This is a genomic window from Pseudomonas sp. LPB4.O, assembly GCF_038383825.1.
GTDB classification, from domain to species: Bacteria; Pseudomonadota; Gammaproteobacteria; order Pseudomonadales; family Pseudomonadaceae; genus Aquipseudomonas; species Aquipseudomonas putida.
Window position 1 is genome coordinate 3,885,348 of the sequence record NZ_CP151298.1, and the last position, 24,594, is coordinate 3,909,941.

Sequence of the window (24,594 nt, forward strand, 5' to 3'; positions counted from 1 at the left end):
TCAATCCTCACCCTTGGCGTCTAACCCGACGATCTTCTTCATGGCTGCGCCTAGCCTGAGGTAGTTCTCCTTGACGCCCTTATCCAGATCCAGATCAACCTGTTCGGTGGCCAGCGGATAGAGCGTGTCGCGCTCATAGTCGTCCAGCTCCAGCAGCTGCTTCTTGACGACTTCAGCCTCCTTGATAGCTTTGGTCTTTTCACTCGGGCTCGCAGAGGTGCTTATGGCCACCTGCTGCAAATAGTCCAGACGCGAAGCGAGCTTCTTGCGGAAATCGCGCAGGTAACTAAGCACCACACTGACTGTGTCCGAGCGATAGCGGTGCAGATATACCAATGCGCTGAAGGCTCCCTTGGGGCTAGAGAACAGCCAATAAATCGGGCGCTTCTTGTAGCGCTTCACGTGGTCGGCGTAGAACTCACCCAGAAAGTAATCACGCAAGCTGTAGTTGCGCTTGCCCTTGACGTTGAGCGCTTGCTCGATGAAAGCCAGGTTGTCCTCGTAGTGCGCGTCGCCAAACGCCACGCGCAGGAACTGGCGAAAACGCAGGGTGATGTCGTCCGGGAACCAGTCGCCGTCGAGTAGCGGGATCACGTTGTCGTCATCGGCCGGGAACGTAGGCTGCAGTACTTGCGCCAGATAGTCCGCCAGAGTCTCAGCTTGGTTAGCCAGTATCAGTCCTGGCTTGTCCAGACTGTAGCGGCCGAACATGCAGCCAACGGCGTAAGACACCAGCTCGCGCATGGTGTCAGCCAGCAGCATGACTTCTAACTCCTCCTCGCTCTTCTCACCGCCGTAGCGGTAGTGCGGATTACAGGTGAGCGTGATCTCACTAAGATCAACCTCCTCATCAAGTTCATCCTGCAGACCGTAGGCGTCGATAAAGATACGGTTGTTCTCCTGCTCCAGTCTCTGCATCTCTAGCGTCATCTCGCGCCAGTAGGCACGAAGCTTCTGGTAGCTAGCCTTGAGCGTGGGCTGGCGGTGGTCGGGGTGCAGAAGAGCGAGGCCGGTGAAGTCCCATGAGACTTCGTAAGAATCCCAATCTCGGCGCGAAAGATCCGTTATCGATTCGATGGTCTTGGTGACATCAACTGACGCATTGGGAAGTGGGATTTTCCCAATATCACCAGGGTTAGCGTTCAGAGTTGGGTTAATTGCCTTGCCCAAAACTACGTGCGCCTTCGAATTCAAAAGTCCAGCATATAGGGTTGACTCCCCGTTGCAGAACATTGCGTTCGACGCGGAACTAAAGAGGAATCCTTTGGGCAGCACTCTTATAGAAAATGCACCGCTGGTGATTGACGTCCAAGAAAGGCCAGGCTTGAAGATAAAGTCTAGGTTTAAGTTGACCGCACGAATGCGTCCACTCTCGTGCTGCTCGGTCTGTAAACGATGGCCATCATTTTCCCAATTTACAACATCATCAAAATTTCCATACCACTTTCTGTATTCACCTCCATTGGCATACGGAAACCACCGAAGGCACGACTTAGCAGCTTCAGCCCTTGATTGACTGAATCCAATGCTCTGTAAAGAGACCTCATGCCAGGAGCGAACAAAAACTGCGTTGAGCCCAGTTGCCATTCCCTTACGTGTGGTGCATGCGTTAGAAATTAGGTGACCTTTTTCAAACGATCCGATAACGGCATCCGACAGCCAATAGGCAACAGGGCTTCCTGGAATCTTCTTGAAGTCCGCTGCCGAAGCCCGAAAAAAATACTTCTCCATGCCTTGCTCGTGGCTGTTGTTAGGGCTTTCACTCATTCTTTCTCTCCCGCCTGCAATACCTTACGGCCAAAGTCAATCTCAAATTTATCCGGTAGCGGCTTGAACGGTAGGCCGAAGTCTTGAAGGGTTGTCACTGCACCACTCCTTCCTGGACCGCTACTTCAGCAGGTGCCTCGCGACGCAGTGGCCACTCAGGAAAGTGCTGGTTCCAAGACTCCACGGACAGCACTAAGCAATCTGCTATATGCCTGCGCTTCCATGCTTCGAAAGACTCCTCACGGATGTCAGCCAGCAATCGGCCCTTAAATGGGCCAAGTAGCCCTTTCTGAACATCCGCCGCGAACGCGTCCAACCCGAGCAGCACCACATACTTGAATGGCTTGTGGTCTCGCTCCATCAGGTGCAAATAGAGGTAGGAGTCGCGCGCCTTGGGCGTCAGCTCCTGAGTCAGAACCGAGTTGTCAGACAGGCGCTTTAGGTAGGCGTTGCGATCATTCTCCTTACTCCGAGAGTGCGATGGGTCTTTGATCTCGACGAGCAAGATGTCCTTGTCACGTTCAATGACCAAATCGACGAACTTCATACGCACGGGCAGCTTGACGCCCTGCTTGTCCAGCTCACTCCAGCTCAAGTCATCGGGAAAGTTGAAAAGCAGCTCCGCTGTCTCCTCTGCACGGTAAGTCTGCATCAGTCGCCTCCCAATGCGCGCTTGACGTCTTCGTCGTACAGCTCTGCAAAGGTATTGCTGATGGCGCTGCGGCCAACGATGCTGTAGTCCGACTGACTTTCGTGCTGAACCTTCTCTTCGCCCTCGGTGCGATACAGGCGATGGAAAACGACATGGTCTCCCTTGCCCTTGTCCATCAGCAGGTCGAACCACTTGAGCAACACGTAGTCGTGCGTGGCGAGGATGACCTGCTGGCCGTTGCGGGCCAGCTCCAGCAGGGCCAGCACAAGATCCTTCATCAGCTTGGGGTTGAGGTTGGATTCGGGCTCGTCCCACAGCAGCGGACCGGAGGTGCCGGGATTGAGACTGCCGTTGCTAAGCAGGCGCTGAAGAATGCCGATCTTGCGGAAACCCTCGGCCGTCATTCCGCTGGACAGGCGATGTTTGCTGCCGGGCACGAACTTCCATTCCGTGCTGTCCTGGTAAATCTGCGCTTGCTGGACCTTGCTGCGTGTGGCGGCGTCCTTCTCTTCGTAGCGGCCCAGCTCGAACACGAAACGACCGTTTTCCAGCAGGTACTGACCACCGATCAAGTTGACCAGCCGGGGCACGATGCTGGCGAACTTCGGGTCGAGTTGAACCTTGGCGTTCAGGTCGTTTGCGCCTTCCTTGACTAACTGGCTGGCCAGGTCCAGGTAGCCGTCGTCAAAGATGCGCTCGATGGTGAGCAGGTCGGGCTGCTCAGCCGTTAGACCACGCACCAACGACAGCACCTCCTTGGTCGGGATGAAGATGGCAGGGGCGGCTTCGCACATGACGCCGTCGCTGACCTTGACCACCTCAGCACTACCGTTGAACTTGGCGCTGATGGACTGGCCGGAAGCAAGTGTCACGCTCAAAAGTGCATGGCCGCGTATGCCAGCACGGCGCAACTCGCCCACCTGCCCGCTGAGCGGGTGGTACAGCCGGCACAGCTTGCGAGCCAATTGCACATCGGACTGCTCAGCTCTAGCCTCTGGCGCACTTAGCGCCAGCACGGCCTTGAGCAGTTGGGTCTTACCTGTGCCGTTCTCGCCAATGACGATATTGATGCCCGGCGAGAAGGCAATGGCCAGCTCGGTGAAGGCGGTGAAGTTCTTGAGCTGCAGGTGGGTGATCATACTTATTTACCCACCGAGCGAGCTGCTTGAATGATCTCTAAGGCTCGAGGCCCTTGCTGGTCTGCTCCCCGGAAATCCGAAAGGCGCACATAGCCGCCACGAAAGTCAGGCTTGTGGGCGTTTTCAACCGTGAACGTACAAATGGGGACGGTCGCGCCATCAAAGCCAGAGTATTCGAGCTGGATGAGGGATGTGATCGTTTTTTGATCAACCAAGATTGTGCGCAGCTTTTCGTAGCTGGAGATGAACATCCACACAAATGGTGTCATGAAGCCAAGCTGCCCCCTCGGGAGCGCGAGTTCGAGATTTCGCACCACAAACGCTGAAAACAAGTCGGTCTTTACCGGCTCGTAGTTTTCCTTCAGCCATGCGCTAAGCCTGGGGTTCATGCCCTTTCCACCCATGTACGGCGGGTTGGCAACCACCACCGCATAGCGCTGGCTCAGCGCCTCGGCCATACGCAACACGCTGAGCACGCGCTCGTGAGTCTCGGCCAGGAAGAGGTTGCCGGCCATTTCTTTAGTTTCTAGCGTGGCTAGCACATCGGCCACGTTGCCGACCTTGGGCACAATCAGCGAGCCAAAGTTGTCGGCTTCGCTGAACTGCTGCAGCGTTTCGCGCAGGCCGTGGATGAACAGGTCGCGGCCCACATGACTCATGTACTCGTCCAGCTCTTCGCGGCTGAATTCCACCTTCTCCAGCACGGTGATGTTGGGCTTGACGCTTTTGTTGAAGAAGCGGCGCTGGCGGGCGCGGGCCTTCATGGTCAGCGCGAAGGCGGCCAGCTCGCCGGCACGCTCGTCGAGCTCGATGCCGTAAAGGTTGTGCGTAAGAATCTTCTCGGGGATATCGGCAGCATCGTAGCCTTCTTCTTCGTAGATGGCGTAGAGCAGATCGAAGGCGTAGGTCAGCATGTGGCCCGAGCCGCAAGCGGGGTCGCAAACCTTGATGTCTTCTGGGCCCTCGATCTTAAGGAAGTCAGTTTCCGGCTTCTCGGGCGGAATGTAGTAGGCCATCTGCTCAGCCAGCCTGGAGCCGGGTCGGTTGAGCAGCCACAGCCGGCCCAGGGAGTTGTCCACCAGGTAGCGCACGATCCAGTGCGGGGTGAATAGCTGGGTGGCTGCGGGGATGTTGTCTGGCGTGATCTTCTGGTTCTTCTTCATCCCCTCGAAGACAGCGTCCTTCTTCTCGGAGATATAGAACTGGTACAGCCAGCCGATGACTTCCACGTCTTCGCAAGCGTCCGGCGTCATGGCCTCGCGGGTGTAAGCCAGGATGGAGTTGCCCGAGAGCAGGTCGTCGGGCATCAGCAACTCGGTGTAATCGTCGATACGCTCGAACAGAAAGGGCATCGACTGGTGCCACGCGTTGCATGCAGCAACTATCAGCAGACGGTAGGCTTCGCCCTGAGCGTCGCTACTGGGTGCGCGCCCCGCCAGAAGATCCAGGATCTTCTGACGAACTTGGCTCGGCACCATCTCTTCATCGACGTGCCCCATCTTGGCTTCGGCCAGTATCTCGGGTTGGAACTGCCCCTCAACCGGAGACACAACGCCGATTCGGGTGTAGCGGTTGACGTCCATGAAGCGCAGCGCACAAAAGCGGTTGAACCAGATGTAGGCAACCCGCTCTTCCACATGCTCGCGACCGGAGCTGCTGATCAGTTTTTCCAATTCAGCCACGACCAGGGCTCGCTCGCGACGTGCAGCACTTTGCAGCGCCAGTACCACATCCAACTTGCCGCTCACCTGATCGAGCAAGATGCGGCGTGCATACTGGGCAAATTTCTTGAGTTTGCTGGTATCCATCTATCTCCCTACCGGCCGCTCAATCGAGCAGCCATCGACTTGGCCTCTCATCGTGCGGGCCAGTTGTATTTATTCAGTTTCAGATCTGCACTCGGTTGCCCGCTAGGATTTCCTTCAGCCAGGCTTCACGTTGCTTCTGCAGGTAATCATCCAACTCGGCTTCACTGGTCAACCAGGGCTTTGCGTAGCCGACTTTGATGTGACGGGACTGAACGATGCGCGGCTCTGCCACTTCCAGCGCCGGCTGTTTAGGCATGTCAGTACCTGGAGCGTCAGTCCTTCCGGTGCGGCTAGATGGCGCAGGCGGCTCAGGGGGCATCGGCTTCGGACGCGCCAGCTGATCAAGTTTGAGCAACAGCTGAGGGTATTGCTCGTCTTCGAAACGATTGCGCTGGTCACGAATGACCGCAATGAGCCTCTGCCCTTTCAGCTGCTGCTTAGCCTGTGCAAAGGGGGCTGAGAGCTGCTGTTTCTGCCCCACGTCGAGAGCCGCGTATCCATCGGCACCCTGCAGGCGCTGCTCCAATTGTTCAAGCAATTGCTCACTGGCTTTTTGTTCGCTGGCCAGTTGGTTGGCAATGGCGAGCTGAAGCGCCTCCAACTGCTGCCGAGCTTGTTGAAGGCGATTGCCTTGCCAGGGCTTTGCATCAGCGAGCACGGCTCGAATGGCATCAACTTCGGCCGAGCCGACGTAGGCAAAATTCTCTTGCTGCTCCTGCACCAGCAGACGAGCCTGATCGTAGATCTCTTTCTGCGGGCTTTTCATAAAGCGCTGCACAGGGTCGATGACCTGTTCCTTGGCATCGAGCAGTGCATCTTCTGCGCGGGAGAGATCCGTCAGGAACCAGGCAGGGCTCTTGGCGGCTATTTCCTTGAGAGTCGCCAGCACAGCGTCCAAGGCACTGAGAAAGGGATACTGCACCTTCTGACCGTGCAACTCAGCCAGATCGATTTCCAGCTCCTTGATCGCGTCTATGGTTTCACGTGCTAAAGCGCGAGCTTCATTGCTGCCGGCCGGCTGGTCAAAGAAGTCCGCGAAGAAATCCTTCAGCACGCGCACCTGGGAAGCGCTGAACTCAATCTGCGGTTCCAATATTAACGTGGCATGGGCATTGGTATTGCGCAGGCTGCGCTCCAGCAGATCCCCTTCTAAGGGATTGCTGTCCTGACGCACCTCGACCTTTCCTCGCGCGCAAAGCAAAGCAAGGTTGCAGAGAATTGCGGCGTAGTACCAGCCGTAACTCTTGCGCTCAAAGCGCTCCAGCAAGCTTTTGACTGTAGTGCGAACACCACTGCGGGCGTTGGTCTGGATAAAAGCCAATAGCTCCTGTTCGGGCTCACTAAGGCTGGTCGCATCGTTGCCAAGCAGCCCTTCCTGCCCCTGGCGCAGGTACTTGCCAGTATCAGCCTCGCTGAACGGTACATCCCGCAACATGCGCAGGTTCGGATAGGTGGTTTCGATGAGCTGGTAAAAGCCTTTCAGAATTCGTGTCTGACCATCAGTACTGGGGGCTTCGATATCAGCAGCATTGATGATCAGCTGGGCACCTGCCAGCAAGTGCTTGGCACGCTCCTGGATGTCTGCAAGGCGCTCGGTGTTCTGGAAGCTCTTGGAGTCGAGGATGCGCTTGACCGCATCCTGCTGAGTACTGCTGTTCTGACGAGTGTACGTCTCAGTGCGCTTATACATGGTCAGGTCTTGCATGAAGCGCGCATCGGCTGGCAGCACTACACGCAGCTCGTCACGCCCCATGCTTTGCATACGCTGCACGGTGAGATTGTCGAAGTTGTCGCTGAGCGGCGTTACTACATGGATAGTGAGCTCATGCTCTCGGCTGAGTGCCCGATCATCCATCTTGCGGGTGTAGGAGTAGTCCTGGCCGTTGTCGTAGCGGATCTTTCGCTGTTTGATTACTCCATCAAACAGCAGAACTTCAAGCTCCTTGAGAATGTCCGCAGACTCCACCTCAGTATTTTTAATCTCCTCCTCAATATCCTTCTCTTCGTCGGTAAGGTACTCGTAGAGATCGCCATTGCGCTGGATGTAGGTCTGCTGCTCAAGCAGGTTGAGTGCAGCTTCCAGCTTCTTACGCTGGGCGGGTACATCCTCGCCAAAACGCTCCAGCATCAATACACTGAGGTTACGCAGGGTGGCTTTGAACTCCTTGACGTATTTGACCAGAAACAGAGCCTTCAGAACGCGAACAGCATACTCGTCACCCAAGTGGTGCTCGGCGGTGTTGATCGCACTCTGGATAGCGCTTTTCAGCGCGCCACGAATGCCTTCAAACATTCGATCAAAGGTGGCCAGCTGCCCAACCGGCTGGTTATCAATGGCGATGGCCACCTCGCGAAAGACACCGAGCATGGAGCGCTCACCCACCGAGTTTGCCTTACCTTCAAAACCGTTGTGCTGAGAAATGCCACGGATGGCCGACTGGAACAACGGAAACTGGTACGGCACAAACGGGTAGCAGTAGGTGAAATGCTGCAAATCTCGGTAGTTCTGATAATGCTGGCCACCATCAGCGAACTCAAACAAGGTCTTAAAGTTGTTGAACTGCTGGTCATAGACGGTTTTCAGTAGGTCTGCACCGCGGTCGTTCTTTGTCAGCAGACGCTTCTGGATCACCTCGGCCACGTCAGCGCTGGTGAGCTTGAGGCGGTTGGCAAAGCGAGCCTGGATCCTGGTGAAGTCGTTGCTCTGCTGCTTGCTCATGTCACCGAGCACGGAGTTCATATCCTCCTGAGCGGTAACAATGATCCACGCCCTACCCTGGCACTTAGTCGCCAGGCTTTCAGCGACTGTCTGCAGGTTGGTCATCAGCTTGGTGTTTTCGGCAATGTATTGGCCTACCTCATCGACGAAGAAATTCAGGCGGAAATTGGTCGGTTGCTTATCTAGCCACGCTTTGACCTGGTTACCGAAGTCTTCAATGGAGACGCTGTACTGGGTGCGGTACTTGTCGAGAATTCCCTTGGCCAGCGTCGGGTCTTCACCGGTGATCTGTGCATAAGCCTTCGCAATGTTGCCGGACTCCAGCAGGGACTGCTCGCGACCACGATCCCAGGGCTTTTTGGCGATGATCTGATAGGCGGCTTTGAAAGCATCGAACTGCTCGCGACTGTCGAGATCTCGTTCGAACTGGGCAATGTAACCCTGCTTGCCGAAGTAGCCACACATCTCGTTGAAGACCTTGACGAAAACCGACAGCAAGGCATCGATCTGCGTCTTACTGATGATGTCGGCCTTCTGGTCGATGTTGAACAGGATGCTCTTCGATGGTATGGCAACGGCCTTCTTGAGCTGGCTTCGCAGTAGCTCATCGTCCTCATGGATCTTGGGCAGGAAAATATCCAAGGCAGAGGCGCCATCGATTCGTCGGTTTTCCAACAGTAGCGCCAACATCTTCAACAAGTGCGATTTACCCGACCCGAAGAAGCCAGATACCCACACACCGTTGGCACCGTGGTAGTCGGTGTAAGCATCAAGGAAGTGCTCCAGGCGCTTGGCGACCTCGTCAGTCAGCACATACTCGCTCAGCTCGTTGTACAGGCTGGCGTCATCATCAGCCTTGATCACCCCTTCGATAGGACGGCTGACGGGATTTAGGAAAATGCCGTTGAGTTCCATCTACTGCTTCCTCAGGCCTGAGTCTCGAAAATGTTGAATGCGCGGTAGTATTTGTCGTCATGCAGCAAGCCAAATAGCTCCAGCGAGGCCCCCTGCTCCAGCGAATACCGATACTCGCCGGGAAAGAACATCACCGTAGGCTTGCACTTGGCAGTGCTTTGCAGGTTGTTCAACACATTGTGTGAACGGATGTAGGGGAACACCTCACCAATCCCAGAGAGGAATAAAACGTCGTACTCTGCCGCCGCTAGTCGCTCACCAATAGCGGGGATCAGATACTCCTCAACTCCCAGCACGTTCTGCAGAGTCTCCAGCAGCAGTTCTTTCTCTACCTCCTGCTCAACGGCGAGAAGGTCATCCCAGAGGTTGCCCTCCTCACTACTGCCCTCCCGAGCCTTGAGCAACTCAATAGACAAGTCATACAGGTTGATCTCCAGAACCTGTATGCCTCGTCCCTGGAGACAGGGAATGCTCATGTTCGCCAGCCGTGTTACCAGCTGCCGGCGTACACGTTCCATCTCCACAGCTTCAGCAGCTTTGAATTCGCAGATGTAAAAGGGCAGATCGTTGTTCAGCCCTCTCATCTCTATAAAGCGCTGGCTGCTGATAACGCCAAGCAGATGCTCGAAGCGTGTGGCCAGCGGCTGCTGACTGATTTTCCGGCTCATTGAAGCCACCTCTGAATTTCGCTATCCGTGGCAGGAAAAACCAACAGATGCTCACGCCCCTGCTTGGCTATCAGCCGGGCTAGATACGGACTAAGCCGCGCAGACTGGATCTGGCCTTGCTCGGAGAGCAGACCAGCTTCGCGCAGCATCTGAAATACACCATGGCGCAGACGCTTTTGGGTGGAGACTGCAATCTCGTCCAGCTCCTTATGCCAAAGTGCCTTAGCGTTGTAGAAAGCCTCGTAGTCAGCAGCCATGATCTGGTGGCGTCGGTTGAGGTGGTATTCGTGTAGTACCTCAATGGCGAAATCGCGAATGAAGCCATAACGGCGACAGACCGCCGACCAGAGCAAGTAACTGCGCTCACGCCGGCTACCTTCGACCAGAACCTCCAGCTCTTCGACATCGAGCAGTACGAGTCGCCCGAACAACTCGATGCTAATGCGCTTGGCTGCACTGGCTGTACGCGCCTGCAGGAGGTTGGCACTACGCACCTCAGCACGAGTCTGCGACCAGTCGCGCAGCGATAGGTAACGCTCAGCAACCAGTGGGGCTTCCTGTAGAAATAGGCCACCTGTTGTAAACGACAGACGGTAGCGTTCGGTGCTCATGCTGGCTCTCGTGCCACATCGTCGTTCGCCCCACCCCCTTTCACCCAAGCGTCTACATCGCACCTTTGGAATTTCCACAAACGACCCACCTTGTGGGCAGGCATGCTGCGCTTGGAAATCCATGAGTAAACGGTGTCTTTGCTGACACCCAGGTGTTCTGCAATCTCATCGACGCTCAGCCAACGGTCAGTCATCGAATTCGCCCAGAAAAAAACAGCGATCTTAACCGATTTAAACTGGTTAAGCAGGCATAAGCATGAGCGAAAAGCCAAGATTCAGCACGCGACCATTAGATCGCCGACGCATCCTTCAACCTATCGACAAACCACGACCAAGCCGCTGCCCACCAGGATTGAGAAACTCGCTGCGAGTGAGACCAGGAAATCTGCACGCATGATGCAAGCTGCCTTGCGAGCGATATCGAATGGCCACACCCTAAAGTAAAATGGCTGACGAAATCCATGTTGGCTGTTCCTACAGGTAAACAGATAGGACAGGTTAAAGCGCTAGGCTCAGCCTGGTCTCACCAATTACTCCCAGCAGCCCAGATACCCGTAAAGTTTTCAGACACACGCTTCTACTTTAGGACTGTTTTCGACCTCAGCCGTCAGCAGGCGTCGAAGGACATCAATACCTACATCACCGAACAGCCGCCTGCGTGTGCGCTTGCTCGACGAATCGCTGAATTCGCGCGAGTAGGACGAAGACTGGAATATCAAGGTGCCGGTCATCTTCGCACCTGATGGACGGTTGATAGAGGCGCAGAAGGCAATCATAGAAACCGACTTCGGACTGGTGGTGAGCAACCTCCAGGAACTGCAGCCGTGGTTGATAAGGTACTGACACTTAGATCTCAGCAGCGTCAACCGAGATAAACTGCGTGACTGCGCCAACCTGCTCGACAAGCTGGTTCCGGTCGTTATTCTGCTGGTGCTGGATAACCCGGACGCAATGTGGGGTGATACCTGTTATCCCATAGCCGTTTATCTCAGTGAGCGCGCTTGAACCTAGGTCGTCCGATAGCGGGCGACCGAACCGGCCATAGGTAGGCCAGGAATACTCCTCGCAGTATTCCAATCGGTATTCCAGCTTGAAATGCAAACCTGAGTTTTCTAGATTAATCAATATGTTACTTACCTAGTTCAAATCCCCCCGGCTCATGGCAGCGGACCCTGAGCCACTGACGCATTCGGTCAAGTACCTCACTGGGGACGACAAGCGCTAATCCCGAAAGAGAATACCGAATGCGTATAGAGCACGCTTGACAGGCAAACTGGCTGCAAGGCTTGCAGTGCGCTTTTTTACTGAACAAACAAAAAAGCCACCCGAAGGTGGCTTAATCGTTTAAATAATGGTCGGGACGGAGTGATTCGAACACTCGACCCCTTGCACCCCATGCAAGTGCGCTACCGGGCTGCGCTACGCCCCGACTGGGCTTGAAGCATGTCCTCAATGTTGCTGAGGACGTTGAAGAATGTACCCTAACCCTCTGATAAATGAAAGCTTTTTCTCAAAAAAATTTCCACTCATCAGAAAAGCCCAGCTCACTTCTTCAAAACCACCAACACATCCTCCAATTCAACAATCATCTGCCGAATCAGCTGCTTGTACTGGCTGGATTCATCCTTAGCCTCATCACTGGAGAGCCGTAACCGCGCCCCGCCAATGGTGAACCCCTGGTCATAAAGCAGCGCACGAATCTGGCGGATCATCAGCACGTCCTGCCGCTGGTAATACCGCCGGTTCCCCCGCCGCTTCACAGGGTTAAGCTGGTCGAACTCCTGCTCCCAATACCGCAGCACGTGCGGTTTTACCGCACAAAGCTCACTCACTTCACCAATGGTGAAGTAGCGTTTGCCCGGTATGGGGGGCAGTTCGTCGTTATGGCTTGGTTCCAGCATAGGCCTCAACCCGGGCCTTCAACTTCTGCCCTGGACGAAAGGTGACGACGCGCCGTGCGGTGATCGGGATCTCTTCCCCTGTCTTGGGGTTGCGGCCCGGCCGCTGGCGTTTGTCGCGAAGGTCGAAGTTGCCGAAACCGGACAGCTTCACCTGCTCGTTCTCTTCAAGTGCGTGCCGAATTTCTTCGAAAAACAGCTCGACCAGCTCCTTGGCCTCACGCTTGTTAAGCCCTAGCTCCTCGTACAGCCTTTCGGCCATCTCAGCTTTCGTCAGAGCACCCATGCCGTTATTTCCTTAACGTGGTGTTCAACCTTTGTTCAAGCGAGGTGAGGATGTTTTGCAGGGTAGTGTTCACCTCATCGTCGTTAAGAGTGCGCGATGGATGCTGCCAGGTCAAGCCAACGGCAAGGCTTTTTCTATCAGGATCAATGCCTTTACCTTGGTAGACATCAAACAGCCTGAGGTCTGTGAGCCATTCGCCTGCATTGTCACGAATTAATTCAAGCACCGCGCTAGAAGCTACATCACGTCCTGCAATCAAAGCCAGGTCACGACGGGTTTCCGGGAATTTGGACAGCTCGCTGAATTTCGGCAGGCGGCCTTCGACCACGTCGCCCAGCACCAGCTCGAACAGGAACACCGGGCGGTCCAGGCCCAGGGCTTTGGCCAGCTCTGGGTGGATGGCGCCAAGGTAGCCAACCAGTTTGCCGTCGCGCTCGATGGCGGCGGTTTGGCCTGGGTGCAGGGCTGGGTGTTTGCCGGCGCTGAAGGTGAAATCGCTCAGGGCGCCGGAGTAGCCCAGCAAGGCTTCGACGTCGGCTTTGACGTCGAAGAAATCGACGCCGTCGCGGCCGTTGGCCCAGCCTTCTGGCAGGCGGCTACCGGTGATGACGCCGGCGATCATAGGCTGTTGCTGCAGGTCACCCAGTTGGCCAACGAAGCGCAGGCCGCTTTCGAACAGGCGCACGCGGTCTTGCTGGCGGTTCAGGTTGTGCTGCAGTGCCTTGACCAGGCCCGGCCACAGGGACGCACGCATGGCGGCCATGTCGCTGGAGATGGGGTTGGCCAGCAGCAGCGGCTCTACGCCCGGGCTGAACAATTCGAACAGTTTCGGGTCGATGAAGCTGTAGGTGATGGCTTCCTGGTAGCCGCGGGCAACCAGCAGGCGGCGCAGGGTTGGCAGGTCACCGCGGGTTTCCGGCTTGCCCTGTGGGGCCAGGCGGGCTTGCGGGTAGCGAACCGGCAGGTTGTTGTAGCCGTACAGGCGGGCCAGCTCTTCGATCAGGTCCACTTCCAGGCTGATGTCGAAGCGGTGGCTTGGGACGTTGACGGTCCACTGCGCTACACCTTCAGAGCCGCCACTCTTGGTGGTGGTCAGCTCCAGGGCGTTGAGCAGTTGCTCGACCTGGGCTGGGTCCATTTCCATGCCGAGCATCTGGGTGATGCGTTCAGCGCGCAGGGTGACCGGGGCCACTTGCGGCAGGTGCTGTTCGCTGACAGCTTCGACCACCGGGCCGGCTTCGCCGCCGACGATGTCCAGCAGCAGCTGGGTGGCGCGCTCGATGGCTTCGCGGGCCAGCTGCGAGTCGACGCCGCGCTCGTAGCGGTGCGAGGCATCGGTGTGCAAGCCGTAGGAGCGGGCTTTACCGGCGACGGAAATCGGCTCGAAGAAGGCGCTTTCCAGGAACAGGTCGCGGGTTTTTTCGGTGTTCACACCGCTGTGCTCGCCACCCATGACGCCGGCGATGGCCAGGGCGCGGGTGTGGTCGGCGATGACCAGGGTGTCGGCACGCAGGGCAACTTCCTGGCCGTCGAGCAAGACGAGCTTTTCGCCCTCTTCGGCCATGCGTACGCGGATGCCGCCATTGATTTCTGCCAGGTCAAAGGCGTGCATCGGCTGGCCGAGTTCGAGCATCACGTAGTTGGTGATGTCGACGGCGGCGTCGATGCTGCGCACGTCGCTGCGGCGCAGGCGTTCGACCATCCACAGTGGGGTCGGCTTGCTGAGGTCGACGTTACGGATAACGCGGCCCAGGTAGCGTGGGCAGGCCGCCGGGGCGCTGACTTCGACCGGGCGCACTTCGTCGTGGGCAGGCGCTACGGCAGGCACCACCGGGCGGGTGACCGGGGTGTCGTACAGCGCGCTGACGTCACGGGCCAGGCCGGCGATGGACAGGCAGTCACCACGGTTCGGCGTCAGGCCGATTTCGATGCTGGCGTCGTCCAGGCTCAGGTAGGTGCGAATGTTTTCGCCAACTGGGGCGTCAGCCGCCAGTTCCAGCAGGCCGTCGTTCTCTTCGCTGATTTCCAGCTCGGCCGCCGAGCACAGCATGCCGAAGGACTCGACGCCGCGCAGCTTGGCCTTTTTGATCTTGAAGTCGCCAGACAGCTCGGCACCGATCATGGCGAACGGGATCTTGATGCCTGGGCGGGCGTTAGGCGCGCCGCACACGACCTGGAAGGTTTCCTGGCCGTTGGTCACCTGGCACACGCGCAGCTTGTCGGCGTCCGGGTGCTGTTCGGTGGCGAGGATTTCGCCTACGACAATGCCGCTGAACTGGCCGGCAGCGGGGGTAACGCTGTCGACTTCGAGGCCGGCCATGGACAGGCGGGCGACCAGTTCGTCACGGGAGACTTGCGGGTTTACCCAACCGCGCAGCCACTGTTCACTGAATTTCATGCTGTTCTCCTAGAATGTGCGTCGATTGGGCCTAGCGGAATTGGGCAAGGAACCGCAGGTCGTTGTCGAAGAACAGACGCAAATCGTTGACGCCATAGCGCAGCATGGCCAGGCGCTCGGCGCCCATGCCGAAGGCGAAGCCCTGGAACTCTTCAGGGTCGATGCCGGACATGCGCAGCACGCTCGGGTGCACCATGCCGCAGCCCATCACTTCCAGCCAGCCGGTTTGCTTGCACACGCGGCAGCCGTTGCCGGAACACATCACGCACTGGATGTCGACTTCGGCGGACGGCTCGGTGAAGGGGAAGAACGATGGGCGGAAACGCACCGCCAGTTCTTTTTCGAAGAACACCCGCAGGAATTCTTCGATGGTGCCCTTGAGGTCGGCGAAGTTGATATCGCGATCGATCAGCAGGCCTTCGACCTGGTGGAACATCGGCGAGTGGGTGATATCCGAGTCGCAGCGGTATACGCGGCCCGGGCACACAATGCGGATGGGCGGCTGGGTGGACTCCATGGTCCGCACCTGCACCGGCGAGGTGTGGGTACGCAGCAGCATGTTGGCATTGAAGTAGAAGGTGTCGTGCATCGCCCGGGCCGGGTGGTGGCCGGGGATGTTGAGCGCTTCGAAGTTGTGGTAGTCGTCTTCGACCTCTGGGCCTTCGGCAATGCCGTAGCCGATGTGGGTGAAGAACTGCTCGATGCGCTCGAGTGTACGGGTGATCGGGTGCAAGCCACCGGTGGCCTGGCCGCGGCCTGGCAGGGTGACATCAATGCATTCGGCAGCCAGGCGAGCGCTGAGCTCGGCTTCTTCAAAGGCGGCCTTGCGGGCATTGAGCACAACGGTGACGCGCTCTTTGGCGTCGTTGATCAGCGCGCCGACTTTCGGCCGCTCTTCGGCTGGCAGGTTGCCCAGGGTCTTCATCACCTGGGTCAGCTCGCCCTTCTTGCCGAGATAATTAACCCGGATCTGTTCCAGGGCATTGATGTCTTCAGCGCGCTCCACGGCCTCTAGGGCTTGGGAGACCAGCGCATCCAGGTTTTCCATGTACAGACTCCAGATACGAAAATAGGGGAAGAGCTTTGAAGGCTCTTCCCCTATCGATGACGTTCAATGCCCGACGGCGCTAGCGCCGCCGGGTGATTGTCGCGGGTACTTAAGCCAGAACGGCTTTAGCTTTCTCGACAATCGCAGCAAACGCCGCTTTTTCGTTCACTGCCAGATCGGCCAGAACCTTACGGTCGATTTCGATCGAAGCCTTTTTCAGGCCAGCAATCAGACGGCTGTAGGACAGACCGTTGTTGCGGGCACCGGCGTTGATACGAGCGATCCACAGTGCGCGGAACTGACGCTTCTTCTGGCGACGGTCGCGGTAGGCGTATTGGCCTGCCTTGATGACCGCTTGCTTGGCTACGCGGAATACGCGCGAGCGTGCACCGTAGTAACCTTTAGCCAGTTTCAGAATTTTCTTGTGACGCTTACGAGCGATGACGCCACGCTTAACACGAGCCATGAGTAACTTCCTCTATCTTAACCAGAATTAACGAACGCGCAGCATGCGCTCGACTTTTGCCACGTCAGACGGGTGCAGCAAGCTGGCACCGCGCAGTTGACGCTTACGCTTGGTCGACATTTTGGTCAGGATGTGGCTCTTGAAAGCGTGCTTGTGCTTGAAGCCCGAAGCTGTCTTCAGGAAGCGCTTCGCAGCACCGCTCTTGGTTTTCATTTTTGGCATGTTGAACTCCGCATTCGAAAAAAATTACACAATAATCATCAGGCCTGCCGTGCCCGGGAGATTACTTCTTCTTTTTGGGGGCGATGACCATCATAAGCTGGCGTCCTTCCATCTTCGGATGCTGCTCAACGGTGCCGTATTCAAGCAGGTCAGCTTCAACCCGCTTCAACAGCTCCATGCCCAGCTCCTGGTGGGCCATCTCACGACCACGGAATCTCAGAGAGATCTTGGCCTTGTCCCCATCGGTAAGGAAACGTACCAGGTTGCGTAGTTTTACCTGGTAATCCCCATCCTCCGTCCCTGGACGAAACTTGATTTCTTTGATCTGGATCTGCTTCTGGTTTTTCTTGGCTTCGTTGGCCTGCTTCTTCTTCTCGAAGAGGTGCTTGCCGTAGTCCATGACCTTGCAGACCGGTGGTACCGCGTCTGCAGAGATTTCTACCAGATCCAGCTTCGCTTCATCAGCGATACGCAGCGCTTCATCAATCGAGACGATGCCAACCTGCTCGCCGTCTGCGCCAATTAACCGAACCTCGCGGGCCGAGATATTCTCGTTGATCGGGGCCTTCGGTACAGCACGCTTATCGTTTCTCATTTCACGCTTAATAGTCATTACTCCGATTCTTGGCGACCACGCCGGGAAACCGCTTGTGTCAGAAGCTCAGCGAATTGGGCGACGGGCATGGAGCCCAGGTCTGCGCCTTCGCGAGTACGCACTGCAACGGTCTGCGTTTCGACTTCGCGATCCCCTATAACCAAAAGGTACGGGACCTTGAGCAAAGTATGCTCGCGGATTTTAAAGCCGATCTTCTCATTTCTCAAGTCCGACTTGGCACGGAAACCGCTACCGTTCAGAGATTTCTCAACCTCGAGGGCGAAATCGGCCTGTTTGTCGGTGATATTCATGATCACCGCCTGGGTCGGCGCCAGCCACGCCGGGAACACGCCAGCGTAGTGCTCGATCAGCATGCCGATGAAGCGCTCGAACGAACCGAGGATGGCGCGGTGCAGCATGACCGGGCGAATACGGCTGTTGTCTTCGGCGATGTAGCTGGCGTCCAGACGCTCTGGCAGGTTCGGGTCGTACTGCAGGGTACCACACTGCCAGTTACGGCCGAGGCAGTCGCGCAGGGTAAACTCGATTTTCGGGCCGTAGAAGGCGCCCTCGCCTGGCTGGTATTCCCACTCAAGACCCGATTCGTTCAGGGCGTCGGCCAGTGCGCTTTCGGCACGGTCCCACAGCTCTTCGGAACCAACACGCTTGGCCGGACGAGTGGACAGCTTCATGGCGATGTCGCTGAAGCCGAAGTCCTTGTACACGTCCAGGGTCAGCTTGATGAAGTCGGCGGCTTCTTTCTTCACCTGTTCTTCGGTGCAGAAGATGTGCGCGTCATCCTGTACGAAGCCACGCACACGCATGATGCCGTGCAGGGCGCCGGACGGCTCGTTACGGTGGCAGGCACCGAACTCGGCCAGGCGCAGCGGCAGGTCGCGGTAGCTTTTCAGGCCCTGGTTGAACACCTGCACGTGGCACGGGCAGTTCATCGGTTTTACCGCGTAGTCACGGCTTTCCGACGAAGTGGTGAACATGTTCTCGGCGTAGTTGGACCAGTGGCCGGAACGCTCCCAGAGAATGCGGTCGACAACCTGCGGGGTCTTGATTTCCAGGTAGCCGTTGGCGCGTTGAACCTGACGCATGTACTGCTCGAGCACCTGGTACACGGTCCAGCCGTTGGCGTGCCAGAACACCATGCCCGGGGCTTCTTCCTGCAGGTGGAACAGGTCGAGCTGCTTGCCGATCTTGCGGTGGTCGCGCTTTTCGGCTTCTTCGATGCGCTGAACGTAGGCAGCCAGCTGCTTCTTGTCGGCCCAGGCAGTGCCGTACACGCGCTGCAGCTGCTCGTTCTTGGCATCACCGCGCCAGTAGGCACCGGACAGCTTGGTCAGCTTGAATGCCTTGAGGAAGCGGGTGTTCGGCACGTGCGGGCCGCGGCACATGTCGACGTATTCTTCGTGGTAGTACAGGCCCATGGCCTGCTCATCCGGCATGTCTTCGACCAGGCGCAGCTTGTAGTCTTCGCCACGGGCCTTGAACACGTCGATGACTTCGGCGCGCGGGGTCACTTTCTTGACCACGTCGTAGTCTTTCTCGATCAGCTCCATCATGCGCTTTTCGATGGCGGCCATGTCTTCAGGGGTGAAGGGGCGCTCGTAGGCGATGTCGTAATAGAAGCCTTCGTCGATAACCGGGCCGATCACCATCTTGGCGGTCGGGTACAGCTGCTTCACGGCGTGGCCGACCAGGTGGGCGCACGAGTGACGGATGATCTCCAGTCCCTCTTCATCTTTAGGGGTGATGATCTGCAGGGTGGCGTCGTGACTGATCAGGTCGCAAGCATCGACCAGTTTGCCGTCGACCTTGCCGGCGACGGTGGCCTTGGCCAGGCCGGCGCCGATGGAAGCGGCAACGTCGGCTACGGATACGGCGTGATCAAACGAACGTTGACTGCCATCGGGAAGAGTAATAGTGGGCATGGCGCCTCCTCTCCTAGTGGTGACCCCTACCAAAGGTCACGTGGGTTGGGATGAGCCAGTACAAGATCCGGCCTGCCTTCCTTCATAAGGAAGCCTGCCTCACAGTGGCAGAAGCCTTTCGGCTTGCAAGGGACGAACCAGAGTGACTGGAAAGAAAAAAGATAGCTGCAGCCGGCACAGGCGCGACCACAAGCCGAGCATGCTAGCACGCGGGTTGTACCCCAGGCAGAAATATTTGGAAATTGAACCGCAGCGGTGAACTAACGCGGAAAAATACCGCTCAGACTTTGGGAAGCAACCTACTCTTGATGAGACCTTAACCCAAGGAGTAACTGGTTATGCGAGTTCCGTCTCTTCTGGCCCTGGCGGCCGCTGGCGCCCTGCTGCTGCCCGTGGCTGCGAACGCCGGCAACTTCCCAGCCGGGAAGGAGGCCGCCTACACCGCCCAGTGCACGCAAGTGGCCGGCAGCCAGGGCGTTGACGCTGCCACCGCGAAAAAACACTGCGATTGCGGCGCACAAGCGATCAAAAAGAATTTCACCGACGCCGAGATTGCCGACCTGGACAGCAAGGATGGCGTTGACGCCAAGCTGATGCAGAAGGCCCAGACCGTGGTGCAACAGGCCTGTGCACCGAAGCGCTGAAACCTTAAAGGCGGTGGTGGCTGACCATTATTTTGCGCTGGATCAACATCCGGTGAAGGTAAAAGGCGCTACTTCCGCAGAATTAGACTATGATGTCATCTGTGCCAGACAGCTCAGGCGTCTAGGCACTTCGAAAAATTTCAAGTTTCTGGAGATTCATCCCATGTCCAATCGCCAAACCGGCACCGTCAAATGGTTCAATGATGAGAAAGGCTTCGGCTTCATCACCCCACAAGGCGGCGGCGACGACCTGTTCGTTCACTTCAAGGCCATCGAATCCGACGGCTTCAAGAGCCTGAAAGAAGGTCAGCAAGTTTCCTTCGTCGCCGAGCGCGGTCAGAAGGGCATGCAGGCTGCTCAGGTTCGTCCGGAGTAATTCGGAAGCTGTGAAAAAACCCGCCCTTGTGGCGGGTTTTTTTATGGGCGCTTACCAGGCGGTATACGCTGCTCTTTGCGGCCCTTTCGCGGCACGAGGCCGCTCCTACAGGGACCGCATGGGCCTTTGGAGCTGCATCAACCGCAGTTGACGCGGGTTACCTTGCCTTGCTCGTCCACGTTCAGGTTCAGGCGGTCGGAGCGGTATTCCAGGGTTACTACATCGTGCGGTTTGAGGATGCGTGCTGTCTGCGAGCCACTGGCCTTGCGCGCCTGCTCCAGCAGCTCGGCGCTGCCTGGTTTGCCAATGGCAAAATCGGCGCCGCTGGCTTCGCAGCGGCCATCGTTGCCAGCCGATGCGGCCGGCGCATCGCCACCAGCGTTGCCACCTGTGCTGCAACCAGCCAGGACAGCAGCCACCGCCAGGGTTGCCAGGTAAGCACGGGTACGGAACATGAAGCCTCCTAAATGGGTCCGGGAACTGTCTATTCCGACAGCTCCGCTCAGTGTTCGTTGCAAAACCGGTCAAGTCTGCCTGAACTCTAGCACCGAGGCGAAAAGCAATCGTGACCGGATTTTGCACAACCCCCTGCGTTTGCCATATGCTTAGCGCGCACGGTCACTGGCGCAAAGCCATGATTTGCTGCAAGAAGTGGAGCGCATCCCGCCTCCATCGAGCACCAGGGTCAGGTGTTCCCCCTTCGTTCCGGGCCCCCAGCGAGAGCTTTTCATGAGTACCCACAGCATCGATGCCGACATCAAGGTCAAATGGGCCGAGGGCCAGAGCGCGTACAGCCCTGGCACACCGGAAGAATTGCTGTTGATCGCCATCGACCTGTTGGTACGGGACAACGGCGCCGAGGCGGCACGCAGCTTCATCGACCAGGTGTTCGAGCGCTACGCGCCGCACGCGGCTATTCCAATCGCGCCAGACGTGCGCTGAGCAGGTCGAACAGCCCCTGGGCATCGCCCTGCTCTACCCACAGCACATTCGCCGGCTGCTTGAGTACGCCGTACCAGTCGGCAATGGTCTGGCCGAAGGTCGGGCCTTCGCGGCTGTCGATGCTCATATGGATGCGTCGGCCGCTGAACAGCTCGGGCTTCAACAGGTAGGCAATGACGCTGGCGTCATGCACCGGGCCGCCGGGCATGCCGTACAGGTCCATGTCGTGGGTGATGTAGGCATTGAGGATATCGACCACGCGCTTGCTGGCCTGATTGTTCACGGCTGCCAATTGTTTCAGGCGGGCGTCGCTGGTCAGCAGCTTGTGGGTGACGTCCAGCGGCAGGTAGATGAGTGGTACACCGCTGGCCAGCACCACTTCGGCGGCATGCGGGTCTGCGTAGAGGTTGAATTCCGCTGCCGGGGTGATGTTGCCGCCATTGAAGTGGGCGCCGCCCATCACCACCACCTCCTTGATGCCCTGGGCGATGTCCGGGCGCTGGATCAACGCCAGGGCCAGGTTGGTTTGCGGGCCAAGCATGGCGACGGTGATGCTGTGCGGTTTGGCTGCGCCGAGGGTATCGACCAGGTATTGCACGGCATTACCCTGGGCCAGGGCCGCTTTCGGCTCGTGCACCTGCACACCGGTAAGGCCTTCTTCGCCATGAACGTCGGCGGCGTAGATCGGCGCGCGCACCAGTGGGCGGCCGGCGCCGGCGTACACCGGGATGTCTTCGCGCCCCGCCCATTCGCGGGCCAGGCGGGCGTTGCGCGAGGTTTTATCCAGGCGCACGTTGCCGGCCACGGTGGTGATGGCACGGATATTGAGCTCGTCAGGCGAGGCCATGGCCAGGAACAGCGCGACCACGTCGTCGGCGCCGGGGTCGGTGTCTATGATCAAGTCGATGGGGGCCGCCTGGAGGGTGGTGGCTGTGGCCATGAAAGCGATTCCTTGTAGCAGGGGTTTGAGCATAGGGCACTCCTTGTTGCCAGAACACAGGACACAAACACACCGCAGCCCCCTGTAGGAGCGGCCTTGTGCCGCGATGGGGCGCGAAGCGGCCCCGGAAAGTTTTGCTGCGAAGCTGAAAATCTGGGGCCGCTTCGCGCCCCATCGCGACGCAAGGCCGCTCCTACAAAAAGCGCGGTGGCTGTCAGAAAGTCACGCCGGAGATGAGGGCGATGTTGCTGTAAGGCTGGCATTCACCGGTACGCACCACCGCGCGAGCACTGCGCGACAGCACCTTGAAATCTTCATGGCTCAGCCATTCGCGCTTGCCCAGCTTGCCCTTGAGTCGCTCGATCTCGACCAGCGCAGGCGGCACTACTTTCTGCATTTCTTCAGCCAGCACATGGCGTTCTACCTGCAACTCGCTCAGCACTACCCGCAACACGCTGGCGAAATCCGGCAGACCGGGGGTAATGGCCAGGTCGATCAGCTCCACGCCCGGCGGCACCGGCAGCCCGGCATCGCCGATCACCAGGATATCGCCATGCCCCATGCCGGCAATGACCCGCGACAAGGCAACGTTCAGCAAGGGGGTTTTCTTCATGGTGTCAGCTCCGCCAAGTAGGGAATGGACGGCTGGGCACCGGCACGGGTAACCGACAAGGCGGCGGCACGCTGGCCAAAGGCAATGGCCTCGCCCTCCTCCAACCCCCGTACCAGGCCGGCAGCAAAGCCACCAATGAAGGTATCGCCAGCAGCGGTGGTGTCCAGCGGTTGCACCACAAGCGCCGGATAGTGCTGATGGCCCTGCGCAGTAATCAGCAAGGCCCCTTGGGCCCCCAGGGTGATGATCACTTTACCCGCCCCCAGCTGTAGCAAGCGCTCGCCAGCACGCCGGGCACTGTCTTGGTCGGTGACTGCCACCCCGGTCAGGGCTTCGGCCTCGCTTTCGTTAGGCGTGAGGTAATCGATGCGCGCAAACCAGTCCGCCGGCAAGGGGCCGGTGGCCGGCGCCGGGTTCAGGATCACCTGTTTGCCCAGTTCATGCGCCCTCGTCAGGGTCCAGGCCACGGTATCGGCCGGCACTTCCAGCTGGCAAATGACCACCTCGGCAGCCTGTAACAAGGCATCGAAGCGCTGTACCGACTGCGGCGTCAGCAGGCCGTTGCCGCCAGGAATGATGACGATGCAGTTCTGGCTGGCAGCATCCACGGTAATCAGTGCCACACCGCTGGACACCCCTGGGCAGGTGCTGACGCCCTGGCAATCGATGCCCTCGACATACAGGGCCCGATGCAGTTGCCGGCCATAGTCATCGTCACCCACATTGCCGATCATTGCCACGCTGCCGCCGAGCCGCGCCACCGCCACCGCCTGGTTGGCGCCTTTGCCGCCCGGTACGGTGAAAAAGCTTTCGCCGGGGAGTGTTTCGCCGGCCCGGGGCAGGCGCTGGGCGCGGGCCACCAGGTCCATATTGAGGCTGCCGACCACCACAACCTTGGCATTCATGACGTTTCCTTAGCGTTAGCGGTAATCGTTGAACAAGTCCGGGCGCGGCCCGGTGGACTCACGCAGCACGATGCGCGGGGCAACAATGCGTTGCTCCGCCGCGCCTTGCCGGGGTGTTCCTATACGTGTCAGCAACAGTGAGGCGGCGCTCTCGCCCAGCTCGCGAATCGACTGGCCCACGGTGGTCAACGGCGGATACACGTAGCGGCTCAGCTCGATGTCGTCGAAGCCGATCACCGACAGCTCGCCGGGCACGCTGATATTGCGTTCGGCCGCAGCACGCAGCACGCCGAAACCGATCATGTCGTTGCCGGCAAAAATCGCCGTGGGCCGCTTGCCCTCCAGCACCTGCGCTGCTGCGGCATGCCCACCCGGGCTGGTGAAGTCGCAGTGCAGCACACGGCTGCCCAGCACCGGCACGCCGACCTCGGCCATGGCACGGCGGAAGCCGTTCAGGCGCAGCTGGGTAACCCCGGTTTCGGCGGGGCCACCAATATAGGCGACATCGCGGTGCCCAAGCTCCAGCAGATGCTGGGTGGCCAGGTAGGCGCCTTGCTCGTGGTCGATGCGCACCAGGTCGGCATCGACGCCTTCCAGTTCACGGTCGACGATAACCATCGGCGTGCGTACGCAGGCCAGGCTTTGCAGCAGGTCGCTGTCCTGGCCCACCGAGGCCACCACCAGGCCATCGATACGCTTTTCCAGCAGCACGCGCAGGTAACTGCGCTGCTTCTGTGGGTTGTCATCGGAGTTGCACAAAATCACACAGTAGCCGTTGCGCTCACAGGCGTCTTCAATGCCCCGCGCCAGCTCGGCGAAGTACGGGTTGACGCTGTTGGGCACCAGCAGGCCGATGGTGGCCGTGCTGCGCGCCTTGAGTGAGCGCGCCACCGCGCTGGGCACGTAGTCCAGCTCGATAATGGCGGCTTCAACCTTCTGCCGCACATGTTCGCTCACCGGTCGGGTCTTGTTCAGTACATGGGACACGGTCGTGTAGGAAATGCCCGCCAGTGCCGCGACGTCTTTGATGGTTGCCATATTG

General features: G+C 58.3%; 25 protein-coding genes, 1 tRNA gene and 1 pseudogene. 4 read left to right on the top strand and 23 right to left on the bottom strand.

The genetic code is table 11. From position 1 onward, the window contains the following. From pglX (MRBLPB4O_RS17440) to MRBLPB4O_RS17480, 9 genes are all read right to left on the bottom strand, one after another. Nucleotides 1–1,767: a BREX-1 system adenine-specific DNA-methyltransferase PglX gene (gene pglX, locus MRBLPB4O_RS17440; protein ID WP_341796074.1), complete on the bottom strand. Its 1,767-nt coding sequence runs from the start codon at nucleotides 1,765–1,767 to the stop codon at nucleotides 1–3. A 94-nt stretch (nucleotides 1,768–1,861) separates the two neighbouring features. Further along, nucleotides 1,862–2,419, bottom strand: a complete 558-nt coding sequence (locus tag MRBLPB4O_RS17445; protein WP_341796075.1) for a hypothetical protein — start codon at nucleotides 2,417–2,419, stop codon at nucleotides 1,862–1,864. Continuing rightward, nucleotides 2,419–3,558 (bottom strand): AAA family ATPase, encoded by a 1,140-nt coding sequence (locus tag MRBLPB4O_RS17450; RefSeq protein WP_341796076.1) that lies wholly within the window; start codon nucleotides 3,556–3,558, stop codon nucleotides 2,419–2,421. Before MRBLPB4O_RS17450 ends, MRBLPB4O_RS17445 begins: the two co-directional genes overlap by 1 nt. A gap of 2 nt (nucleotides 3,559–3,560) precedes the next feature. Beyond that, nucleotides 3,561–5,366: a BREX-1 system adenine-specific DNA-methyltransferase PglX gene (gene pglX / locus MRBLPB4O_RS17455; RefSeq protein ID WP_341796077.1), complete on the bottom strand. Its 1,806-nt coding sequence runs from the start codon at nucleotides 5,364–5,366 to the stop codon at nucleotides 3,561–3,563. Between the two features lie 79 nt (nucleotides 5,367–5,445). Beyond that, complete coding sequence (gene brxC / locus MRBLPB4O_RS17460) at nucleotides 5,446–9,000, bottom strand: BREX system P-loop protein BrxC (RefSeq protein ID WP_341796078.1); 3,555 nt, start codon at nucleotides 8,998–9,000, stop codon at nucleotides 5,446–5,448. An 11-nt stretch (nucleotides 9,001–9,011) separates the two neighbouring features. Then, entirely contained in the window at nucleotides 9,012–9,668 is a 657-nt protein-coding gene (locus MRBLPB4O_RS17465) for a DUF1788 domain-containing protein (protein ID WP_341796079.1), read from the bottom strand. Further along, the gene (locus MRBLPB4O_RS17470; protein WP_341796080.1) at nucleotides 9,665–10,279 is read right to left on the bottom strand and encodes a DUF1819 family protein; all 615 of its coding nucleotides are present in this window, start codon (nucleotides 10,277–10,279) and stop codon (nucleotides 9,665–9,667) included. The genes MRBLPB4O_RS17465 and MRBLPB4O_RS17470 overlap by 4 nt, the downstream gene beginning before the upstream one ends. Beyond that, nucleotides 10,276–10,473: a helix-turn-helix domain-containing protein gene (locus tag MRBLPB4O_RS17475; protein ID WP_167070214.1), complete on the bottom strand. Its 198-nt coding sequence runs from the start codon at nucleotides 10,471–10,473 to the stop codon at nucleotides 10,276–10,278. The genes MRBLPB4O_RS17470 and MRBLPB4O_RS17475 overlap by 4 nt, the downstream gene beginning before the upstream one ends. Nucleotides 10,474–10,842: 369 nt before the next feature. Continuing rightward, a complete protein-coding gene (locus MRBLPB4O_RS17480; protein ID WP_341798943.1) occupies nucleotides 10,843–11,010 on the bottom strand; it encodes a hypothetical protein in 168 nt (55 codons plus the stop codon). Here MRBLPB4O_RS17480 and MRBLPB4O_RS17485 point away from each other — a divergent pair. After that, nucleotides 10,946–11,122 (top strand): annotated as a pseudogene (locus tag MRBLPB4O_RS17485) (WYL domain-containing protein); the annotation flags it as partial. The gene MRBLPB4O_RS17480 and the pseudogene MRBLPB4O_RS17485 sit on opposite strands and share 65 nt — an antisense overlap. Nucleotides 11,123–11,631: 509 nt before the next feature. Here the strand turns inward: MRBLPB4O_RS17485 and MRBLPB4O_RS17490 are convergent. The 9 genes from MRBLPB4O_RS17490 to thrS all read right to left on the bottom strand — a co-directional run bounded on the left by MRBLPB4O_RS17490 (nucleotide 11,632) and on the right by thrS (nucleotide 19,132). After that, nucleotides 11,632–11,708, bottom strand: a tRNA-Pro gene (locus tag MRBLPB4O_RS17490). A 115-nt stretch (nucleotides 11,709–11,823) separates the two neighbouring features. After that, nucleotides 11,824–12,180 (bottom strand): MerR family transcriptional regulator, encoded by a 357-nt coding sequence (locus tag MRBLPB4O_RS17495; RefSeq protein ID WP_003250681.1) that lies wholly within the window; start codon nucleotides 12,178–12,180, stop codon nucleotides 11,824–11,826. Then, entirely contained in the window at nucleotides 12,161–12,463 is a 303-nt protein-coding gene (gene ihfA, locus MRBLPB4O_RS17500) for an integration host factor subunit alpha (RefSeq protein WP_003250679.1), read from the bottom strand. The genes MRBLPB4O_RS17495 and ihfA overlap by 20 nt, the downstream gene beginning before the upstream one ends. A gap of 4 nt (nucleotides 12,464–12,467) precedes the next feature. After that, on the bottom strand, nucleotides 12,468–14,861 hold the full coding sequence (pheT, locus tag MRBLPB4O_RS17505) for a phenylalanine--tRNA ligase subunit beta (protein WP_341796081.1): 2,394 nt from the start codon (nucleotides 14,859–14,861) through the stop codon (nucleotides 12,468–12,470). A 31-nt stretch (nucleotides 14,862–14,892) separates the two neighbouring features. Continuing rightward, complete coding sequence (gene pheS / locus MRBLPB4O_RS17510) at nucleotides 14,893–15,909, bottom strand: phenylalanine--tRNA ligase subunit alpha (protein WP_016487883.1); 1,017 nt, start codon at nucleotides 15,907–15,909, stop codon at nucleotides 14,893–14,895. A gap of 109 nt (nucleotides 15,910–16,018) precedes the next feature. After that, entirely contained in the window at nucleotides 16,019–16,375 is a 357-nt protein-coding gene (gene rplT / locus MRBLPB4O_RS17515; RefSeq protein WP_009394046.1) for a 50S ribosomal protein L20, read from the bottom strand. A gap of 27 nt (nucleotides 16,376–16,402) precedes the next feature. Then, nucleotides 16,403–16,597, bottom strand: coding sequence for a 50S ribosomal protein L35 (gene rpmI, locus MRBLPB4O_RS17520; protein WP_003250667.1), 195 nt, complete (start codon nucleotides 16,595–16,597; stop codon nucleotides 16,403–16,405). A gap of 61 nt (nucleotides 16,598–16,658) precedes the next feature. Continuing rightward, nucleotides 16,659–17,210, bottom strand: coding sequence for a translation initiation factor IF-3 (gene infC / locus MRBLPB4O_RS17525; protein WP_016499016.1), 552 nt, complete (start codon nucleotides 17,208–17,210; stop codon nucleotides 16,659–16,661). Further along, nucleotides 17,210–19,132, bottom strand: coding sequence for a threonine--tRNA ligase (gene thrS / locus MRBLPB4O_RS17530; RefSeq protein ID WP_341796082.1), 1,923 nt, complete (start codon nucleotides 19,130–19,132; stop codon nucleotides 17,210–17,212). The genes infC and thrS overlap by 1 nt, the downstream gene beginning before the upstream one ends. A gap of 338 nt (nucleotides 19,133–19,470) precedes the next feature. Between thrS and MRBLPB4O_RS17535 the strand changes: the two genes are divergently transcribed. Together MRBLPB4O_RS17535 and MRBLPB4O_RS17540 are read left to right on the top strand one after the other, a co-directional pair. After that, complete coding sequence (locus tag MRBLPB4O_RS17535) at nucleotides 19,471–19,776, top strand: hypothetical protein (protein WP_016499014.1); 306 nt, start codon at nucleotides 19,471–19,473, stop codon at nucleotides 19,774–19,776. Between the two features lie 163 nt (nucleotides 19,777–19,939). Continuing rightward, on the top strand, nucleotides 19,940–20,152 hold the full coding sequence (locus MRBLPB4O_RS17540; RefSeq protein WP_016499013.1) for a cold-shock protein: 213 nt from the start codon (nucleotides 19,940–19,942) through the stop codon (nucleotides 20,150–20,152). A gap of 137 nt (nucleotides 20,153–20,289) precedes the next feature. On the opposite strand, the gene MRBLPB4O_RS17545 is transcribed toward MRBLPB4O_RS17540, so the two are convergent. Continuing rightward, on the bottom strand, nucleotides 20,290–20,607 hold the full coding sequence (locus tag MRBLPB4O_RS17545; protein WP_043199732.1) for an I78 family peptidase inhibitor: 318 nt from the start codon (nucleotides 20,605–20,607) through the stop codon (nucleotides 20,290–20,292). Between the two features lie 274 nt (nucleotides 20,608–20,881). Here MRBLPB4O_RS17545 and MRBLPB4O_RS17550 point away from each other — a divergent pair, with 274 nt between their 5' ends. After that, complete coding sequence (locus MRBLPB4O_RS17550; protein ID WP_016499011.1) at nucleotides 20,882–21,094, top strand: hypothetical protein; 213 nt, start codon at nucleotides 20,882–20,884, stop codon at nucleotides 21,092–21,094. Here MRBLPB4O_RS17550 and MRBLPB4O_RS17555 read toward each other — a convergent pair. The 4 genes from MRBLPB4O_RS17555 to MRBLPB4O_RS17570 form a co-directional block, all read right to left on the bottom strand. Then, complete coding sequence (locus MRBLPB4O_RS17555; protein ID WP_341796083.1) at nucleotides 21,066–22,067, bottom strand: nucleoside hydrolase; 1,002 nt, start codon at nucleotides 22,065–22,067, stop codon at nucleotides 21,066–21,068. The two genes, MRBLPB4O_RS17550 and MRBLPB4O_RS17555, sit on opposite strands and share 29 nt — an antisense overlap. 181 nt (nucleotides 22,068–22,248) lie before the next feature. Then, nucleotides 22,249–22,647 (bottom strand): D-ribose pyranase, encoded by a 399-nt coding sequence (gene rbsD, locus MRBLPB4O_RS17560; RefSeq protein WP_341796084.1) that lies wholly within the window; start codon nucleotides 22,645–22,647, stop codon nucleotides 22,249–22,251. Continuing rightward, nucleotides 22,644–23,552: a ribokinase gene (rbsK, locus tag MRBLPB4O_RS17565; protein ID WP_341796085.1), complete on the bottom strand. Its 909-nt coding sequence runs from the start codon at nucleotides 23,550–23,552 to the stop codon at nucleotides 22,644–22,646. Before rbsK ends, rbsD begins: the two co-directional genes overlap by 4 nt. Nucleotides 23,553–23,567: 15 nt before the next feature. Then, entirely contained in the window at nucleotides 23,568–24,590 is a 1,023-nt protein-coding gene (locus MRBLPB4O_RS17570) for a LacI family DNA-binding transcriptional regulator (RefSeq protein WP_043199738.1), read from the bottom strand. Between the last annotated feature and the right edge of the window lie 4 nt (nucleotides 24,591–24,594).

Bases quoted from the DNA above. Each gene is read 5' to 3' on its own strand.
- MRBLPB4O_RS17450 (WP_341796076.1), bottom strand. From the start codon at position 3,558: ATGATCACCCACCTGCAGCTCAAGAACTTCACCGCCTTCACCGAGCTG.
- rbsK (WP_341796085.1), bottom strand. From the start codon at position 23,552: ATGAATGCCAAGGTTGTGGTGGTCGGCAGCCTCAATATGGACCTGGTG.
- rplT (WP_009394046.1), bottom strand. From the start codon at position 16,375: ATGGCTCGTGTTAAGCGTGGCGTCATCGCTCGTAAGCGTCACAAGAAA.
- rbsD (WP_341796084.1), bottom strand. From the start codon at position 22,647: ATGAAGAAAACCCCCTTGCTGAACGTTGCCTTGTCGCGGGTCATTGCC.
- ihfA (WP_003250679.1), bottom strand. From the start codon at position 12,463: ATGGGTGCTCTGACGAAAGCTGAGATGGCCGAAAGGCTGTACGAGGAG.
- infC (WP_016499016.1), bottom strand. From the start codon at position 17,210: ATGACTATTAAGCGTGAAATGAGAAACGATAAGCGTGCTGTACCGAAG.
- MRBLPB4O_RS17540 (WP_016499013.1), top strand. From the start codon at position 19,940: ATGTCCAATCGCCAAACCGGCACCGTCAAATGGTTCAATGATGAGAAA.
- MRBLPB4O_RS17555 (WP_341796083.1), bottom strand. From the start codon at position 22,067: ATGCTCAAACCCCTGCTACAAGGAATCGCTTTCATGGCCACAGCCACC.
- rpmI (WP_003250667.1), bottom strand. From the start codon at position 16,597: ATGCCAAAAATGAAAACCAAGAGCGGTGCTGCGAAGCGCTTCCTGAAG.
- pglX (WP_341796077.1), bottom strand. From the start codon at position 5,366: ATGGATACCAGCAAACTCAAGAAATTTGCCCAGTATGCACGCCGCATC.
- MRBLPB4O_RS17535 (WP_016499014.1), top strand. From the start codon at position 19,471: ATGCGAGTTCCGTCTCTTCTGGCCCTGGCGGCCGCTGGCGCCCTGCTG.
- MRBLPB4O_RS17545 (WP_043199732.1), bottom strand. From the start codon at position 20,607: ATGTTCCGTACCCGTGCTTACCTGGCAACCCTGGCGGTGGCTGCTGTC.
- MRBLPB4O_RS17470 (WP_341796080.1), bottom strand. From the start codon at position 10,279: ATGAGCACCGAACGCTACCGTCTGTCGTTTACAACAGGTGGCCTATTT.
- MRBLPB4O_RS17465 (WP_341796079.1), bottom strand. From the start codon at position 9,668: ATGAGCCGGAAAATCAGTCAGCAGCCGCTGGCCACACGCTTCGAGCAT.
- brxC (WP_341796078.1), bottom strand. From the start codon at position 9,000: ATGGAACTCAACGGCATTTTCCTAAATCCCGTCAGCCGTCCTATCGAA.
- MRBLPB4O_RS17475 (WP_167070214.1), bottom strand. From the start codon at position 10,473: ATGACTGACCGTTGGCTGAGCGTCGATGAGATTGCAGAACACCTGGGT.
- pheT (WP_341796081.1), bottom strand. From the start codon at position 14,861: ATGAAATTCAGTGAACAGTGGCTGCGCGGTTGGGTAAACCCGCAAGTC.
- pheS (WP_016487883.1), bottom strand. From the start codon at position 15,909: ATGGAAAACCTGGATGCGCTGGTCTCCCAAGCCCTAGAGGCCGTGGAG.
- MRBLPB4O_RS17480 (WP_341798943.1), bottom strand. From the start codon at position 11,010: ATGACCGGCACCTTGATATTCCAGTCTTCGTCCTACTCGCGCGAATTC.
- pglX (WP_341796074.1), bottom strand. From the start codon at position 1,767: ATGAGTGAAAGCCCTAACAACAGCCACGAGCAAGGCATGGAGAAGTAT.
- MRBLPB4O_RS17495 (WP_003250681.1), bottom strand. From the start codon at position 12,180: ATGCTGGAACCAAGCCATAACGACGAACTGCCCCCCATACCGGGCAAA.
- MRBLPB4O_RS17445 (WP_341796075.1), bottom strand. From the start codon at position 2,419: ATGCAGACTTACCGTGCAGAGGAGACAGCGGAGCTGCTTTTCAACTTT.
- MRBLPB4O_RS17550 (WP_016499011.1), top strand. From the start codon at position 20,882: ATGAGTACCCACAGCATCGATGCCGACATCAAGGTCAAATGGGCCGAG.
- MRBLPB4O_RS17570 (WP_043199738.1), bottom strand. From the start codon at position 24,590: ATGGCAACCATCAAAGACGTCGCGGCACTGGCGGGCATTTCCTACACG.
- thrS (WP_341796082.1), bottom strand. From the start codon at position 19,132: ATGCCCACTATTACTCTTCCCGATGGCAGTCAACGTTCGTTTGATCAC.